Here is a 15,458-nt window from a genome sequence, read left to right as displayed (position 1 = left end):
CCAGATCGTCCATGAGTAAATTCATTACGTTGGAAGGCATAGACGGCGCAGGCAAGAGTACACACCTTGGCTGGCTTGCGAGCCTTTTGCGTAGCAGGGGGAAAAGCGTAGTCGTGACACGCGAGCCGGGCGGCACCCGTTTGGGCGAAGGATTGCGCGAGCTTCTGCTTGACAGTGACCAGGCCATGCATCCAGAAACCGAGGCTCTGCTTATGTTCGCAGCGCGCCGGGAGCACTTGGACAAGATTATCCTGCCGGCGCTGGATCGCGGCGATTGGGTGCTTTCAGATCGGTTCACCGATGCCAGCTTCGCCTATCAGGGCGGTGGCAGGGGTTTGGCAATGGAGAAACTCGATAAGCTCGAGCATTGGGTGCAAGGAGAATTTCAACCTGACCTCACGCTTTATTTCGACGTAACAGTCGAATTGGGCAGGCAACGAATAGATGCCATCAAGCCAGCTGACCGGTTCGAAGCGGAACAGGATGAGTTTTTCGGGAGAGTACGAAATGCCTACCTGGAAAGAGCTCGCCGTTTTCCGCGGCGTATCTCTGTAATAGACGCAAACCAGACTCTCGAGGAAGTTAAGGAATCAGTTGAAAAAATCATCCTATCCTTTTGTTGATGAAGAATATTTATTCATGGCAAAAAGAAGCCTGGCGGAGATTGGCCCAGGATGTTCAAGGAAGCAGGAGGTCATCAGTCCATGCCTTGCTGCTGAGGGGCAGAAAGGGCTTGGGCAAGCTTGCATTCGGCCGTTACCTGGCCAAATCCAGGCTCTGCGAGAATCCATCTGCTGAGGGCGAGGCATGCCAAACTTGTGCCAGCTGCCGCTGGTTTGAACAAGGCAGTCATCCGGATTATCGCCTGATCGAGCCAGAAGCCATGTCAGGATCGCCCGATGATAACAGGGAGGATGGAAGCAGCGATATCGGGCCGGGCTCCACGCCTGGGTCTGTCTCGGGCGCCACGACGGAATCCAGCAACGCAAAATCCAGGAAAAAACCAAGCAAGCAGATCAGTGTCGCGCAAATAAGAGATCTGGCCGATTTCATCAATATATCCAGCCATCAGAACGGATATAAGATCATCTTGCTCCATCCTGCAGAAACCATGAATGCAGCCGCTGCCAATGCGCTACTGAAGAATCTGGAAGAACCGCCGCCCCGAACGCTGTTCATTCTCGTTACCCATCACGCGCAGTATTTGCTGCCGACCATACGCAGCCGGTGCCTGCAAGTTGCAATGCCCGTGCCTGATCCTGCAACCGCCATTGCCTGGCTTAAGCAGCAGGGGATCAAAGATCCGGAAACATGCCTGGCTTCCGCTGGGTATGCACCATTGTCGGCGCTGGAATTCAACGATGACGATTATCTGGAGCGGCACGGCGACTTCATCGAACAGATCAGCGTACTCGCCGAACTCAGCCCGATTGCGCTGGCGGAGGCGTTGCAAAAATCAGACTTGTCCACGGTGGTCAACTGGCTGCAGAAATGGTGCTACGACTTGATGAGCTTTCGCACGACCGGCAAGGTCCGCTATCATCTTGACAGACTCGCCGCCATAGAATTGCTGGCGCCAGGGATTGAGCCGCGTTCACTGGCCACGTACTCGCGGACACTGGCTGGCGCACAGCTGCTGGCAAGCCATCCCCTCAATACTCGATTATTCCTGGAAGAGTTGCTGTTTTCCTATGTCGCTGCGCTATCACCGGCATCACCCTCATCTCAAGTAGAAGCATAAGCGAGCCATGCTTGATTTGGACTGGGGCAATATCCACCCCATGCGTTGCACTCGTCGGCATCGTAGACTAAGCTACCCCTTCATCGTACGCTTGCAATTCCACGCCGGGTTGCGGTCAACTACCGCCGATGGTCCACGGGAAGTACTTGTTCAAAGGTTCCATAGCCATGTTTGTTGACTCTCATTGCCATCTTGATTTTCCTGATCTGTCGAGCAACCTCAACGAGTTGCTGGAGAAAATGCGGGCGAATGATGTTAGCCATGCACTCTGCGTGAGCGTTAACCTGGAAGACTTTCCCCGAGTGCTTGCGTTGGCGGAAACCCATCCGAACCTGTTTGCCTCAGTGGGTGTTCATCCTGATTATGAAAATCTGGCCGAGCCGCAAGCATCGCAACTGGCATCCCTGGCTGAACATCCGCGAATCGTCGCCATCGGGGAGACGGGGCTGGATTACTTTCGCCTGAAGGGCGATCTGGAATGGCAGCGGGAACGCTTCCGCCAGCATATTCGTGCCGCCCGGCAGTGCGGTAAACCGCTCATTATTCACACGCGCGAGGCTGCTGCCGATACCTTGCGTATCATGGCGGACGAGGGCGCGGATAAGGTCGGCGGGGTGATGCATTGCTTCACGGAAAGCTGGGAAGTGGCCCAGCAAGCGATGGAAATGAATTTTTATATTTCTTTTTCCGGGATTGTCACTTTCAAGAATGCCATTGCCTTGAAGGATGTGGCCAAGAGAATCAAACTGGAAAGAATGCTCATAGAGACAGATTCGCCATATCTCGCGCCGGTGCCTCATCGCGGCAAAATGAATCAGCCTGCCTTTGTGCGACATGTAGCGGGGGAAATAGCCGCATTGCGCGGTATCAGCATCGACGAAGTAGGCACAACTACGACCGAAAATTTTTTCAACTTATTCAAGGCGGCGTGAATGATGAGTTTACCAGGAAAATTCTTTTTCACGGCTGGTCTGATGCTTGCTGTCAACCTGTGCCAGCCGCCGGTTGCGCTGGCAGGAGCCTATGAGGATCTACGTTGGGCCGCTGAGGACAATAACATTACAGACATAAGGCAGTTGCTACTCAAAGGCGCCGACCCTAACACTTCGGATGCGCAGGGAAATACGCTTTTGATGGTTGCGGTACGCAACAAAAATGCCGAGCTCGTTGATTTGCTGATAAAGGCTGGCGCAAAGCTCAATTTGCGCAATAAATATGGCGAAACCGCCATTATGCTCGCCAGCTATAACGGGCTTGGGGATATCGTCGAGAAACTGTATGTAAAGGGAGCGGAAATCAACCATAAGGGGTGGAATCCACTGCTTTATGCCGCAACCGCCGGTCACGCGAAAATCGCCCAGTTATTACTGGAGGGGGGCGCGGAAGCCAATTCGATATCCAGCAACGGATCAACTGCATTAATGATGGCGGCTCGCGGCAATCATGTGGATACTGCAAAAGTGCTCCTGAAAAACGGCGCCGATCCCAATATCAGGAATGAGTTGGGAAAAACGGCATTGGATTGGGCTTTGAGCAAAAATCATGGCCAAATAGCTGAGGTGTTGAAAGCCGGCGGAGCGACGAAATAACCGGGTCTTCCGAAAGTTGACCCGTAACTGACAGGAGTGACATGAGCACGGTTGGATTCAATCATTACAATTTGCGCGCTCCGCGCGAGCTCATGAATCAGCTCAAGGATTTTTATTGCGAGATAGTGGGACTTGCGCAAGGTCAACGTCCATCTTTAGAGAGTCCTGGGTATTGGCTTTATGCCGGCGATCAATGTGTTCTCCACTTGAGCCAGGCACGCCCGGATGAAGTGCGCCTTACGCATATCGCCACCACTTTTGATCACGTGGCGTTTACCTGTACTGATCGTCCGGAAATGGAGGAGCGCCTGAAGCAGCACAATGTCGAATTTCGGAGAAGTAAAGTACCTTCTCTTGGCATAGCCCAGCTATTTTTCAAGGATCCGGCAGGGAACGGAATAGAATTGAGCTTCGCCGAAGACCAGCCCGTCTGAATGAGTCGTTAACTTGATGCCGCCGATGCAAGCGACAACAGATAGCAGAGGTAGCGAAAACAAGCTCCGCGCACGGAACACCGCGCACTTTGCATTCATACGGAAACACGGAAATGAAAAAACCGCTTCAGGATAAAGTTGCCATTATCACCGGCTCATCGAGGGGCATCGGTGCGGAAATCGCTCGTACGCTGGCTGGCGCGGGCGCAAAGGTGGTGGTTAACTTTACCGCGAACCCGAGTGCCGCCGAAGCGGTATGCGCTGCGATAGCGGAAGCAGGCGGCGAATCGCTAGCGGTTAAAGCAGACGTCAGTGACCCGGCTCAGGTTCGAATGCTGTTTGATGCCACAATCGAACGCTTCAAGCACCTTGATATTCTCGTCAATAATGCGGGCGTGCTTCTATCCAGGCAAATTGCCGACATCAGCGATGAAGAGTTTGACCGCGTCCTGAGCATTAACGTAAAAGGCGTTTTTTATGCCCTGCGGGAGGCCGCAAAGTGGATGGCGGATGGTGGACGCGTGGTCAGCCTCTCCAGCACCGTTACCCGGCTTATGCTGCCGAACTATGGCGCTTATGCGGCAAGCAAGGGCGCTGTAGAACAATTGACGCGCGTCTTTGCGAAGGAGATGGGAGAACGGGGCGTGACAGCCAATATCGTTTCACCAGGGCCGATCAATACCGAAATGTTTAATTCGGGAAAAAATAAGGAAACGATCGAACGGATGGCGGCAATGTCCTTCCAGGGTCGCATTGGCGAACCGAAAGACATTGCGCGCGTGGTACTCTTTCTGGTCAGCGAAGAAGCGGGCTGGGTTACGGGGCAGAATATCAGCGCCAGCGGCGGAGCTGCGTGACCTCCGCGGCAGGGGTACGCTTAACCAGGCTAGGCAAAAAAAGAGGATTCCCAAAAAATCCCCCTCGTGCGTAAAGAAATTACCTATAGATACAGATACCACTACTGCAAATACCGCTACCGCGACCTCTTTACATCAATAGCCGGTCTACTTCTGTTATCGCAACTTCCTCTATTCCCTTGATTCCATGGGATTTAACCATATCCATCATCATGCAGAAGTCCCTCATTTGCATGCAATCGAGGGCCCATTCTCCAGGTTCCGATTCGTATGCCGCATCTTCCATCGTCGACGCAGCGGCAGCCCAGTGACCATGCGCGATCTCCAGCATGGCAATTTTGCACCGCGTCACTTGCGTTGGCGCCGCGGCCATCAATATTTCATGCATTGTTTTCATGGCGATCTCCTTGCCAAAAAAATTTCACCTATACTGAGTTTGACCGCGTTACGTCGATCGAGTGCAATGGGTCGAAATTTTTTTATACAATGAACTGTTATCGTGTTATTCATTCCGTTTTCATCAAAACAGCCATTTCAAGCACTTAAGGCCTGATCCGCATCATTAGGATTGACATCAGTCATTATGCCTGCCGGTACAGGCTGAGGGCTGTGACTATTCGCTCAGTTGGTTGACCGGGTCAAGGATCATAATCGTGGAGTCCATTATGAACATTGATGGCGATTTCCTGATAATCGCCATGCATCTTGTCGCAGCGTTGGTGGCAGGGGGCGCCATCGGCATGGAAAGAAGCTTGCACGGCCATCCTGCCGGTTTCAGAACGCATGCGCTCGTCAGTCTCGCCTCCAGTTTGCTGATGCTGATCACCCTATACCAGTGGAAATGGCTTCCGGACGTTCCGATCGACGCCATCAGAATGGACCCGACCCGAATGGCTCAGGGAATTATGACGGGGATAGGTTTTCTGGGTGCGGGCGTGATTTTCAAGGAGGGTTTGAGCGTTCGCGGCTTGACCACCGCCGCTTCGATCTGGATCACGGCAGGCATCGGCATTTTGATGGGTATAGGATTTTTTATTCCCGGCATTCTTGGAACTATCCTGACGCTCGGTATTCTCTCTTTGTTCCGCTTGATTGAGGACAGACTCCCCCGTCAGCTATATGCTCAATATCATGTCAGCTTTGATCGCGGCAACATCATGTCGGAAAGCGAAATCCGAAAACTCGTGGTGGACCACGGGTTTGAAGTTGTGACGATGAGTTATCGCATCACTTCGGAGGCCTTGTTTGAATACCGCATGGATATTCGAACCACAGACCTCGGCGGAACTTCAGCGCTTGCGGATGTGATGCGTGAAATGGAATCAGTCCGCGAATTCCGCATCTCGACGACCGGCAACTGATGGGATGCATACTCACTCTGGCGGGAACAAAAGGAAGCGGGGAAAAATAAGCTGGATGGGATGCTTATGATAATCTGTTACGGTAAGCAGAATGGAGAATGAGAATGGAGCATGTGTAAAAATACGTCTCGGTCTCGTTCGGCAGGAGAATGCCGAGTGATTGCTCGCATCAAGCATAGTAATATTCGGAGTCGAGCCGCCAAGCTGAACTTAAGTTAACCCCTCGTTAAGTCTCACGCGGTATAGAGACTGAACCCGGAATTCGCCAAACCTAAATTAAATGGAGAAATAACCATGCAATTCATGATCTTGCTCAAGGCCGATAAAAATACTGAAGCGGGCGTTATGCCAAGCGAAAAGCTCCTTACCGATATGAGCAAGTATAACGAAGAGCTCCTTAACGCTGGCGTATTGCTTGCGGGCGAGGGGCTGCACCCAAGTTCGAAGGGGGCGCGCGTGAAATTCTCGGATGGGAAGAGAACCGTAATTGAAGGACCCTTTCCCGAGGTGAAAGAGCTGATTGCCGGCTTTTGGCTGCTCCAGGTAAAATCCAGGGAAGAGGCGATAGAATGGGTTAAACGCTGTCCCAATCCCCTTGAGGGAGAGGCTGAGATAGAAATTCGCCAAGTATTTGAAGCAAGCGACTTCGGTGCGGAGTTCACCCCCGAACTGAGGGAGCAGGAGGAGCGTATGCGAGCGCAACTGGCGGGAAAGGGCGAACCTGAAACGTGACGGAACCGCTCCGCCAGAATAATGCATATGGCCGACGCAGAGCTATAAAAATCGGAGGCGGGCACTTGCCGGATTTAGGATATTACACGATACAGCCTGGTTTCTCGAATCATCAACCACCTTAAGGAGCGTGCCATGCAACTGAACCCTTATCTTGTTTTCAATGGTCAATGCGAGGCAGCTTTCAAATTCTATGAGGAGCGCCTCGGCGGAAAGATCCTGGTAATGCTCACCCACGGAAGCTCGCCGATGGCGGAGCAAGGACCACCTGAATGGCGCAATAAGATCATGCATGCTCGCCTGACGGTGGGAGACGCGGTATTGATGGGTTCCGACAGTCCACCCGATCACTTTGAGGAGATGAAAGGCTTTTCCGTAGCGCTGAATGTCGAGGCCCCGGCAGATGCAGAACGTATTTTCCACGCATTAGCGGAAAATGGAACAGTGCGAATGCCGCTACAGGAAACTTTCTGGGCGGCCCGGTTTGGCATGCTTATCGATCAATTCGGCGTGCCATGGATGATAAACTGCGAGTAAATCGGTAATGTAAATCGCGCGCAGCCAACGTATTTACTGAAGCAACGAATTGCGAAAGCGGTTGACCGGGCGCAGTATGAGATACGGGGGGACGTTTTGAACAATCTGGAACGCGCAAGTATTACACGCGGGCGCTAGGAGCGGATACCAGCGATGATCGCGAGTGGACCGGTGGCGATCATATCGCGTCGTACAACATCGCGCCCGGCCTGTGCCCCTGGATGATCATGTTGCGCAATCGCAAGGTGGAATTCATCGGCAAAACCGGGGCTATCGGACACCTAGCGAGGCTGCTGCGAAGAGAAAACCCTGGATTAATGCGCGTGTAGAAAAAGCCCTGACAGGGCGCTATTTCCGGCACATGTTCCGCAAGGTCGAGGCGACGATTTTCATAGCTGGGCTAACCAACTTCCGCCCCTACACCGAGCAAAACGTTGAAGTCGGGTTCGTCATTGTCACCGAGGACTGTGAAGGCGGCACGGTGGTTATACATGACCGCCGGCCGTTGTGCTGGAACCGGAGGATGCGTGGCGCTGGATGGACCCCGATACGCCGGTTGAGGAAGCGGCGCATATCGCGCAAACACGCTCTCTGCCTACCGAAGCCTTCACTTGGTGGAGATTAGATAGAGCAGTGAACCGAGTCGATCCGAATAACAATACGAGAGAGCTGATAGCGCCGATAAACGAATTAGCTCAGCCATGAGCGTAGTCTTTTAGGGCCCATGCCGCCTTACGGTTTGAACCCCATTATTTTCATTGCCGGATCGCTGGATAAGGGAATAGTCCCTGGGTCCTTATTGGTAAAATAATTGAACGTCTTTACCTGTCGCCCCCGATGGTTATCATTGGCAGCGTCCAGAGAATCTTTTCCATGTTCCCTTTGAGAAAGTGCTTAAAGAACTTCTCCTCACTTTCCCTCCCGCGTCTTCAATTGGCTCTCGCGGGTCGGGCACGAACCACTGAAGAGTAATCGCTCTATACGTCGGGAGATGTACCAGGAGGACTAACAACTCGATGGATGTAGCTGAAAACGATACTGATGCAGTACGCCGCTTGCGGCGAACAATGCGGGATTTGCTAGCTCTCTCGACCCTGTCTGGGGCGTGGACTGGTCTAGAACCGGAGGATATTGCCAAGAGGCTCGCTAAGATTCTCTCAAGTACTCTTGATCTTGACTTGGTCTACATCCGCCTTCTCCAGCCCAAAAGCTCTGGCTTTACGGAGGCTATATGCAGCAAGCATCGTCCTGATGCCGACCGCTGCATTTCGGAAACATGGGACTGGCTCGCTTCGCTCTTGACCGATGCTGCTTCGATTCCAGTTGCTATAGTGCCTGATCCGTTTGGATCCGGCACTCTGCGAATGACTCTCAATCGATCCGGCTTGGAAGAGCATGACGTTTTAATCACTGGTTCCCAACGCGCAGACTTTCCAACGGAGGAAGACCGGCTGCTGCTGGAGCTTGCTGCCAACCAGATGGCTGTCGTTTCGCAGCAGCGCCGGGCCGAGCAGGCTCTCCAGCAAAGCGAAGAGCGATTTCATGGTTTTGCCAACGCCGCTCCGGCCATGCTCTGGGTGACGGAGCCAGACGGTTTCTGCTCTTTCCTCTCTCACGGGTGGTACGAGTTCACCGGCCAAGGCGAGGACGGAGGCCTGGGTTTCGGGTGGCTCAATGCCGTGCATCCGGAAGATCGGGAGACAGCAAGCAAACATTTCCTTTTAGCAAACGAGCGGAATGAAGCTTTTTCCATCGAGTATCGGCTGTGGCGGGCCGATGGCGTGTACCGGTGGATCATCGACGCAGGCCGCCCTCGCTTCTCCCCTGAAGGCCAATTTCTCGGGTATGCCGGAAACCTGCTTGATATCACCGACCGCAAGCAGGTCGAGAAGGATCTTCAGGAAAGCCGAGAGCACTTGCGGGCCATCTTTGAATCCGTCGGTGATGGTCTTTATGTAATGGGGCCAGATTTCCGCTGCACCTACATGAATCCGGCTGGAGCGGCAATGCTTGGCTATCAGGCCCAAGAGCTCGTTGGTCGGCACCTGCACGACACCATTCACCATACACGCCCGGACGGCCGTCATTACGCGGTCAGTGAGTGCCCTATTGCCTTAGCCGCGCGTGAGAGTGTGCCGGCGCGCGTGGACGACGATGTCTTCTGGCGGAAGGATGGCAGCACGCTACCAGTTACCTACTCTGTTGCTCCAATAATGGTCGATGGCCGACCCGCTGGAGCGGTCGTCACATACCGGGATGTCACGGAGCGGAAGCAATCCGAAGAAGAAATGGCCGCTCTCCTGGGAATGGAGAAGTGCCGTGCTGCACTTCTGGCACGGGTAGCCAATGCAAGCCAGTCGATGAACGTGGAGTGGTCGGTGGACAGCATTGTCCGGATTTTGACTGAAGAAGCCTGCTCCATGCTTGGAGCCCATCAAGCGGTGACTTCCGTGACTATTTCAGAAAACTGGACACAGGCGATTAGAGCGGTATCACTATCGGACAAGTATGCCGGCTACCATACCTATTCGGAGAAGATGGATGGATCGGGCATTTACATGGAGGTATGTCGGACCAATCGTCCGATGCGGATGACTCAACAAGAGCTGGAAGCCCACCCAGCTTGGAAAGGGTTTGGAAAACATGCCAAAGATCATCCGCCGATGAGGGGGTGGCTCGCCGTGCCGCTGATCGGCCACGGAGGGAAAAACCTCGGCTTGGTCCAACTCACCGACAAGGCTCAAGGCGAATTCACCGAAGAGGACGAAGCGATTCTGGTACAGCTTGCCGCGATTGCCTCTGCCGGGATCGAAAACGCCTATCTTTATGAGCAGGTGCGGGAGCAGGATCGACGCAAGGATGAATTCCTCGCCACGCTGGCTCATGAACTGAGAAATCCTCTTGCCCCCGTTCGTAACGGACTTGCCGTGCTCAAGCTGGCACCTTCGATGGAGGCCACGGTGAGGACCCGGGAGATCATGGAGCGACAGGTGGAACATATGGTCCGCCTCATCGACGATCTGCTTGACGTTTCCCGTATCACCAGCGGAAAGATCCAACTCAAGAAGGAGCGAGTAGAGGTTCGCACAGTACTGGATGCAGCTCTTGAACTAAGTCGGCCCCTTATTGAGGAAAACCAGCACAGGCTGTTCATTTCGAGTCCTAAAGAGTCGCTCCTGCTTGACGCCGATCCAACGCGTATGGCCCAAGTAGTAAGTAACCTCCTGAATAACGCGGCGAAGTACACTTCCAAAGGAGGACGAATTAAGTTGTCTGCCGAGAGAGACGGCAGCGAAGTGATCATCAGGGTGCGGGATAACGGAGCCGGTCTTACGTCAGAGGCTCTGCCAGAGGTATTTGAATTATTCAGTCAGGTCGGGAAAACCCTGGATCGCTCACAGGGAGGATTGGGCATCGGGTTAGCCCTCGTCAAGCGCCTTGTTGAAATGCATAATGGATCCATCGCGGCGGAAAGCCAAGGCCTAGGGCAAGGCAGCACGTTCGTTGTCCGCTTTCCCCTTGCCGCAACGCAAATAATCAAGAGGCAAGTTGCTGGGGCAAGTGACTCCTGTAGCTTATCTGTTCCCCGTCGCATTCTGGTGGTGGACGACAATGTGGATGGTGCTGAGACACTCGCCATGCTCCTTATGTTGTCCGGACATACGGTAGAGACGGTTCACACTGGACCGGACGCTCTTAAGGCCGCTCAAACCTTTCAACCTAACGTAATGTTCCTCGACATTGGCCTTCCTGGCCTGAGCGGGTATGAAGTTGCACAACAACTGCGTTCTGATTCGAACATGAAGGGCTTGATCCTTGTAGCATTGACCGGATGGGGATCCGAAGATGACCGCCGACGAGCGCTAATTGCTGGATTCAATTATCACCTTACCAAGCCGGTCGAGATAGAAAAGCTGCAATCATTACTCAGCGAAATAGATAGTTTATGATGAGTAAACTATCTCTCACTAGGGCTAGCCCTAACGAGAGAGCGACAGCTTAGCTGTCACACCGAAGACAGCGATGGTTTTGTTCCTCACGAGGTAAGTGTTGAGATCGAGCACGGATCATGGAAATATTCTCCGTGCGCGATACTGACAGAGGCTGCGAGGGTTCCGTGATGCGCTGGGGTTTTATTTCCCCTCCTGGAAAGTCCGCTCTGGTTGATCCTATTGAGCCTGATGGCTACTCATAAATAGCTTTGCCGACAAGCAAGCCACAGCGACTCACCAAGCTGGAAGATTGCCTGCCAAAAACTGCGCCATGCGTGGCGCTGGCTGGATATAGATACACCAATTGGGGAAGCGGCGCATATAGCGCAATCACGTTCTTTGCCTAGCGACGCCTTCACTTGATGGAGGGTGGATAGAGCCGTGAACCGGGCCGATCCTTCTAACAACAGCAGGGAATTGTTAAAACCCATAGCGAGCAGTCCTACATAAATCATCAGGATGATTAGACGGATCTCTTGGAAATCCCAAAATGGCAAAACGAAACGAAAAAAAGGCTAGCGGTAACAGGTAGGTCCTATTCAGCACGCGTGGGATTGCCCGAGAGCAACGGGCGACCTGACGTGAAATGGTTTATTAAGGCTGCAAGCCTTCGAATTGCAGTGAAAAGGAAAGTATGGGTTGTAATAAAACGATTAAATTTCGGTTAAATTTTGCAATAAAAAATGAAGTAGCCTGTCAACTACATAAAAACAAGCATTGAGGTGATAACTATTTACCGTTGATAACATATTTTATCAACTGCCTCCCACCCCCATTTGTGTAGCCTCCCGGCTACGGCTCTGTTGCAAAAAATAAGAAGCGAGGTGCACCATTGTATTTTTCAGGACAATCCTCAAATGTCAGATTTTAAGTGGCGTCATTTCCGTGGTGAGCTGATTCTGGGTTGTGTCAGGTGGTATTGCAAATACGGGATCAGCTATCGTGATTTGGCGGAAATGATGCTGGAACGTGGTCTTGATGTAGATCATACGACGCTCTACCGTTGGGTTCAGCATTACGCGCCCGAAATGGAAAAGCGCCTGAGGTGGTATTGGAAACCTCCCATGGGCTACAGTTGGCGGATGGATGAAACCTACGTAAAAGTAAAAGGGGAGTGGACGTATCTCTACCGGGCACTTGATAAAAAAGGCCATACGATTGATTTCTATCTCTCCGCTACTCGCAATACCCAAGCTGCCAAACGTTTTCTGGGGCAAAGCCCTGAAATCCATGAAACCCTGGGCGCACCTCGGTGCTATCAATACCGACAAGGCGCCCGCTTACAGGTCCGCCATTGCCGAATTAAAAACGGAAGTAAAGTGTCCGCCGGATACCGTGCACCGGCAGGTCAAATACTTGAACAATATTATCGAAGCTGATCATGGCAAGCTCAAACGCTTGATAAACCCGGTGCGCGGCTTTAAATCGATGAAAACAGCCTACGCCATCATCAACGGTTTCGAGCTCATGCGGATGCTTAAGAAAGGACAGCTGGACGTTTGGAAATTGGGCCAAGGCCTCACAGGAGAAATCTGGCTCATTGAAAGGCAATTCGGTATCTGCAGGGGCTCTGTTACAAAAAATAAGAAACAGCTATATTTTAATTTTTAACTAAATATTTTTTAATACTTTTAAATTCACTTTTTATCAAAAATCATTTTTTGCAACAGAGCCGAAAACATGGCCCAGTTCATCAACACCAAAGAAAGCATCGTCACCGAAGCCGTCGATGGTCTGGTCGCGGCGTCTGGCGGTCAGCTGGCGCGGCTCGACGGCTATCCGCATATACGGGTGGTCGTACGCAATGACTGGGACAAGTCCAAGGTCGCGTTGATCTCGGGAGGCGGATCGGGCCACGAACCGGCACATGTGGGTTTCGTCGGGGAAGAAATGCTGACGGCTGCGGTGTGCGGCGACATCTTCGCCTCGCCGTCAGTCGACGCGGTACTGGCAGGCATCCTTGCCGTGACGGGATCGTCCGGCTGCCTGCTCATCGTCAAGAATTATACCGGTGACCGATTGAATTTCGGGCTGGCGGCCGAACGTGCTCGCCAGTTTGGCTTGAATGTCGAGATAGTCATCGTCGACGATGATGTGGCGTTGCCTGACTTGCCCCAAGCCCGCGGCGTGGCCGGCACGCTTTTCGTGCACAAGATAGCCGGCGCGTTGGCCGAGAATGGTGCCGACTTGGCGCACGTCGCCGCGGCCGCGCGCAAGGTCGTGTCAAAGACAAAAAGCATCGGCATGTCGCTAAACACCTGCACCATCCCAGGTTCGCCAAAGGAGGATCGCATCCCGCCCGGAATGGCCGAGCTTGGGCTTGGCATCCACGGTGAAGCCGGGGTCGAGCAGGTCGAGTTCAAGGACGCGAGCGAAGCTGTCGCTGCCATGGTCGAGCGCCTGTCAGCTGCAATGGAAGAAAAGCCGCATGTCGCTATGGTCAACAATCTCGGCGGCACGTCGGTCATCGAGATGTCGATCATCCTCAACGAAATCCGGCAGTCAGCGATTGGCGAGCGGATAACCCACGTCATCGGGCCGGCGACCATGATGACATCGCTCGACATGCATGGCTTCTCGATTTCGGCCTATCCTGCCGACGATGCCGAGATCGCCCTGCTCAAGCAGCACACGCCGCTGGCGGCATGGCCACGGGTCTCCCGGCTAGGCCAGGTCGCGATTCAGGCGCTTCCGGACGGCCTGACGGCTGTCGCTCCGATGCCCTCGATGCACAAGCCGACCAGGGAGTTCCTGACCAGTTGCTGCGAGGTTCTGATCGCCGCCGAGAACGACCTCAACGCGCTCGACGCGAAGTCAGGCGATGGCGACACCGGCAGCACGCTAGCCGGCGCGGCACGCGCCCTGATCAGTGCCGTGGATCGCTTGCCGCTTGCCGACCATACCCAGCTCTATCGAGCCATTGGCTTGGAGCTTTCCCAAACCATGGGAGGCTCGTCCGGTGTGCTCCTCGCGATCTTCTTCGCCGCAGCGGGCGATGCCGCCTCAAGCGGCTTGCCAATGCGCGAAGCGTTGCAGGCCGGGTTGCGAAGAATGCAGGAGATCGGCGGGGCACGTCCGGGTGACCGCACCATGGTCGATGCCCTTGCGCCGGCCCTTGATGCCCTGGAAGAGAGCCTGCCCGAGGCGGCGAAAGCCGCGCGTGCGGGTGCCGATCGCACTGCCCACATGAGCAAGGCGAATGCGGGCCGCGCTTCCTATGTCAATGCCAAGCATTTGGTCGGTCACGCTGATCCAGGTGCTGAGGCGGTCGCGCGACTGTTTGAACACTTGGCCTAATTTTAGATTGTAAGCATCTATTTATAACCATAACATGTTTTATGTGTGATGAATTAGGACAAACCCCTCGGTCAGTTATTATTGATAAAAATACGTTATCAATAATGGAATAGGGCGCATGAGTTCTTCTACATCCTAGCTGCAGCCGGATCTCATCACCTGCTCACCATAGCTAATTAGTCGTCCCTGAAATACGTCCGTAAGCCTTACAGATATTAACGTTGAGGGGTATACAAGGTCTGAGGAAATTGCCAGAATTGAAGTTATTTCCCTCTGATTTCTGGTGAATTCATGAAGCCTAAAAAGCAAGAGACGAGTGCCTGCGATGACCTGTTTCGCCTGCGCCTGGAGCAGATACTGGACCAGCGTCACGCCTTGTACCGGTTAGCAGGCGAGATTGACTGGAATACAGTAGAAACCCGCTTTGGCGGACTGTACGCAGAGGAAGGTCGCCCCGGCATCCCCATCCGGCTCATGGTTGGATTGCACTACCTCAAACACACCTTCAACGAATCGGATGAAACGGTTGTGGCACGCTGGGTAGAGAACCCCTACTGGCAACACTTCTGCGGGGAAGAATACTTCCGCCACACCCTGCCGATAGACCCGAGCCAAATGACCCGGTTTCGGCACCGGATTGGCGAGGCGGGCTGCGAATTCATGCTTGGCCTCACTGTCCGGACAGGACTTGCCACCCAAGCCGTATCCCTCGCCTCGCTTGCCGTGGTCAATGTAGACACCACCGTACAAGACAAAGCCATCGCATTTCCGACAGACGCCAGGCTCTACCACAAAGCCCGAAGTGCACTGGTGAGAATGGCCAAAGGCATGGGTATCGAGCTTCGTCAAAGCTATCGACGCTTATCCAAAGCTGCCCTGACCAAGCATGGACGCTATGCCCATGCCAGACAGATGCAA

General features: G+C 53.5%; 14 protein-coding genes and 1 pseudogene. 13 read left to right on the top strand and 2 right to left on the bottom strand.

Annotated elements, in window-relative coordinates; genetic code table 11:
* Positions 1-11 precede the first annotated feature (11 nt).
* The 6 genes from tmk to BUA28_RS07600 all read left to right on the top strand — a co-directional run bounded on the left by tmk (position 12) and on the right by BUA28_RS07600 (position 4,621).
* Positions 12-623 (top strand): dTMP kinase, encoded by a 612-nt coding sequence (gene tmk, locus BUA28_RS07625; RefSeq protein ID WP_072767528.1) that lies wholly within the window; start codon positions 12-14, stop codon positions 621-623.
* Positions 623-1,741, top strand: coding sequence for a DNA polymerase III subunit delta' (gene holB / locus BUA28_RS07620; protein WP_072767527.1), 1,119 nt, complete (start codon positions 623-625; stop codon positions 1,739-1,741). The genes tmk and holB overlap by 1 nt, the downstream gene beginning before the upstream one ends.
* Before the next feature lie 167 nt (positions 1,742-1,908).
* Positions 1,909-2,673, top strand: coding sequence for a TatD family hydrolase (locus tag BUA28_RS07615; protein WP_072767526.1), 765 nt, complete (start codon positions 1,909-1,911; stop codon positions 2,671-2,673).
* A complete protein-coding gene (locus tag BUA28_RS07610; protein ID WP_256598263.1) occupies positions 2,674-3,330 on the top strand; it encodes an ankyrin repeat domain-containing protein in 657 nt (218 codons plus the stop codon).
* A 41-nt stretch (positions 3,331-3,371) separates the two neighbouring features.
* Complete coding sequence (locus BUA28_RS07605) at positions 3,372-3,764, top strand: VOC family protein (RefSeq protein ID WP_072767525.1); 393 nt, start codon at positions 3,372-3,374, stop codon at positions 3,762-3,764.
* A gap of 113 nt (positions 3,765-3,877) precedes the next feature.
* Complete coding sequence (locus BUA28_RS07600) at positions 3,878-4,621, top strand: SDR family oxidoreductase (RefSeq protein ID WP_072767524.1); 744 nt, start codon at positions 3,878-3,880, stop codon at positions 4,619-4,621.
* 130 nt (positions 4,622-4,751) lie between these two features.
* Here the strand turns inward: BUA28_RS07600 and BUA28_RS07595 are convergent, their stop codons facing one another.
* Complete coding sequence (locus BUA28_RS07595; RefSeq protein ID WP_072767523.1) at positions 4,752-5,018, bottom strand: hypothetical protein; 267 nt, start codon at positions 5,016-5,018, stop codon at positions 4,752-4,754.
* A gap of 268 nt (positions 5,019-5,286) precedes the next feature.
* Here BUA28_RS07595 and BUA28_RS07590 point away from each other — a divergent pair, with 268 nt between their 5' ends.
* The 3 genes from BUA28_RS07590 to BUA28_RS07580 all read left to right on the top strand — a co-directional run bounded on the left by BUA28_RS07590 (position 5,287) and on the right by BUA28_RS07580 (position 7,251).
* Positions 5,287-5,982: an MgtC/SapB family protein gene (locus BUA28_RS07590; protein WP_072767522.1), complete on the top strand. Its 696-nt coding sequence runs from the start codon at positions 5,287-5,289 to the stop codon at positions 5,980-5,982.
* A gap of 294 nt (positions 5,983-6,276) precedes the next feature.
* The gene (locus BUA28_RS07585; RefSeq protein ID WP_072767521.1) at positions 6,277-6,714 is read left to right on the top strand and encodes a YciI family protein; all 438 of its coding nucleotides are present in this window, start codon (positions 6,277-6,279) and stop codon (positions 6,712-6,714) included.
* 135 nt (positions 6,715-6,849) lie between these two features.
* Positions 6,850-7,251, top strand: a complete 402-nt coding sequence (locus BUA28_RS07580; RefSeq protein WP_072767520.1) for a VOC family protein — start codon at positions 6,850-6,852, stop codon at positions 7,249-7,251.
* Positions 7,252-7,385: 134 nt separating this feature from the next.
* Here the strand turns inward: BUA28_RS07580 and BUA28_RS15850 are convergent, their stop codons facing one another.
* Positions 7,386-7,532, bottom strand: a complete 147-nt coding sequence (locus tag BUA28_RS15850) for a hypothetical protein (RefSeq protein ID WP_178297946.1) — start codon at positions 7,530-7,532, stop codon at positions 7,386-7,388.
* Positions 7,533-8,267: 735 nt separating this feature from the next.
* On the opposite strand from BUA28_RS15850, the gene BUA28_RS07575 reads away from it, so the two are divergent.
* The 4 genes and pseudogenes from BUA28_RS07575 to BUA28_RS07560 form a co-directional block, all read left to right on the top strand.
* Positions 8,268-11,201, top strand: coding sequence for a PAS domain S-box protein (locus BUA28_RS07575; protein WP_072767519.1), 2,934 nt, complete (start codon positions 8,268-8,270; stop codon positions 11,199-11,201).
* Positions 11,202-12,100: 899 nt separating this feature from the next.
* Positions 12,101-12,854: pseudogene (locus tag BUA28_RS07570) on the top strand (IS6 family transposase).
* 69 nt (positions 12,855-12,923) lie between these two features.
* Positions 12,924-14,540, top strand: a complete 1,617-nt coding sequence (locus BUA28_RS07565) for a dihydroxyacetone kinase subunit DhaK (RefSeq protein ID WP_072767518.1) — start codon at positions 12,924-12,926, stop codon at positions 14,538-14,540.
* A gap of 291 nt (positions 14,541-14,831) precedes the next feature.
* Positions 14,832-15,458 (top strand): transposase (locus tag BUA28_RS07560; RefSeq protein ID WP_143148463.1); only part of this gene is annotated, 627 nt, incomplete at its 3' end.

The organism is Nitrosospira sp. Nsp11 (genome assembly GCF_900142705.1).
In the GTDB taxonomy this organism is placed as follows: Bacteria; Pseudomonadota; Gammaproteobacteria; order Burkholderiales; family Nitrosomonadaceae; genus Nitrosospira.
Note: the sequence above shows the minus strand (reverse complement) of the source record. Positions and strands in the feature narration are given on the sequence as shown.

What these genes read in the sequence shown, in the direction of transcription:
- tmk (WP_072767528.1), top strand. Translation starts at nt 12, where the DNA reads ATGAGTAAATTCATTACGTTGGAAGGCATAGACGGCGCAGGCAAGAGT.
- holB (WP_072767527.1), top strand. Translation starts at nt 623, where the DNA reads ATGAAGAATATTTATTCATGGCAAAAAGAAGCCTGGCGGAGATTGGCC.
- BUA28_RS07615 (WP_072767526.1), top strand. Translation starts at nt 1,909, where the DNA reads ATGTTTGTTGACTCTCATTGCCATCTTGATTTTCCTGATCTGTCGAGC.
- BUA28_RS07610 (WP_256598263.1), top strand. Translation starts at nt 2,674, where the DNA reads ATGATGAGTTTACCAGGAAAATTCTTTTTCACGGCTGGTCTGATGCTT.
- BUA28_RS07605 (WP_072767525.1), top strand. Translation starts at nt 3,372, where the DNA reads ATGAGCACGGTTGGATTCAATCATTACAATTTGCGCGCTCCGCGCGAG.
- BUA28_RS07600 (WP_072767524.1), top strand. Translation starts at nt 3,878, where the DNA reads ATGAAAAAACCGCTTCAGGATAAAGTTGCCATTATCACCGGCTCATCG.
- BUA28_RS07595 (WP_072767523.1), bottom strand. Translation starts at nt 5,018, where the DNA reads ATGAAAACAATGCATGAAATATTGATGGCCGCGGCGCCAACGCAAGTG.
- BUA28_RS07590 (WP_072767522.1), top strand. Translation starts at nt 5,287, where the DNA reads ATGAACATTGATGGCGATTTCCTGATAATCGCCATGCATCTTGTCGCA.
- BUA28_RS07585 (WP_072767521.1), top strand. Translation starts at nt 6,277, where the DNA reads ATGCAATTCATGATCTTGCTCAAGGCCGATAAAAATACTGAAGCGGGC.
- BUA28_RS07580 (WP_072767520.1), top strand. Translation starts at nt 6,850, where the DNA reads ATGCAACTGAACCCTTATCTTGTTTTCAATGGTCAATGCGAGGCAGCT.
- BUA28_RS07575 (WP_072767519.1), top strand. Translation starts at nt 8,268, where the DNA reads ATGGATGTAGCTGAAAACGATACTGATGCAGTACGCCGCTTGCGGCGA.
- BUA28_RS07565 (WP_072767518.1), top strand. Translation starts at nt 12,924, where the DNA reads ATGGCCCAGTTCATCAACACCAAAGAAAGCATCGTCACCGAAGCCGTC.